An 867-nucleotide genomic window follows, 5' to 3' on the forward strand; every position below is an offset into this window, starting at 1 on the left:
GTGCCGGTGATCTCCTTTTCAGAATGATATTCTCTCTCGTCGGCAGGCAGGTTTCCGTATGGATCATACTGATGATAGTAGGAAACAAGCGTTACCGATTCAATCTGATTTTTTGAAGTGAGATGCAGAAGGCTTGCAATCGTTGTTTTCGGGAAAAAGACGGAAACGCAGACTGCTGCGATCAGTGCGACCGACAAAACAACGGCAACAATGATAAGATTTCGTTTTTTTACGTTTGTCATACGGAAACACCTTCTTTCGATAAGGGTGGGAATTAGTCACCTACTCCCAGTTGTTCATTGATGAATGCGGCAGAGAATAATTCGTCGCCGGGGATGGTGAAAATGTAGCTTTGTTCTTGTTTAATTTCTTCTTGAATGCCGCGTTCATTGTTTTCTTCAAACTGTTTGCGAAGATAGTCAGTGGTATAGTCATAGGAAAGGTAAATCTCAGGAACATCACACAGTTCAGGGAATGCACAGCATCCTAAAGAAATGTCAGTTTGAATAATGGGTGCGTCATCACCGCCGTCAATTGTGAGTTTGACTGTGACGGCTTTATAATCTGTGCCTTGCACTGCGAGCGGAGGACACGTTCCGCTATCTTGAAATATGATTGGTTTTGAAAAGATCGTATCAATGTATTGTTTGCCGAGCGGTGTGCCGGTAATATCGAGCTGTTTGCTGTATATTGTTTCTGAGTCATCACTGAAAAGTTTTACATTGGCAATATAGAGAGAGGAAATCGTGATCTGTTTGATCTGATCTTTTGAGGTGAGATGCAGAAGGCTTGCAATCGTTGTTTTCGGGAAAAAGACGGAAACGCAGACTGCTGCGATCAATGCGACCGACAAAACAACGGCGACAA

2 protein-coding genes are annotated in these 867 nt (G+C 43.1%); both read right to left on the reverse strand.

The genetic code is table 11. The features are described 5' to 3' along the window. Window positions 1-242: hypothetical protein (locus H6A12_RS13005; RefSeq protein ID WP_204448428.1), on the reverse strand; the 242-nt coding region annotated here is incomplete at its 3' end. A 32-nt stretch (window positions 243-274) separates the two neighbouring features. After that, window positions 275-867, reverse strand: a 593-nt coding sequence (locus H6A12_RS13010; RefSeq protein WP_204448429.1) for a hypothetical protein, incomplete at its 5' end; no start/stop codon positions are given.

The sequence above is a fragment of the Merdimmobilis hominis genome (genome assembly GCF_016901855.1).
Taxonomy (GTDB): domain Bacteria; phylum Bacillota; class Clostridia; order Oscillospirales; family Ruminococcaceae; genus Paludihabitans.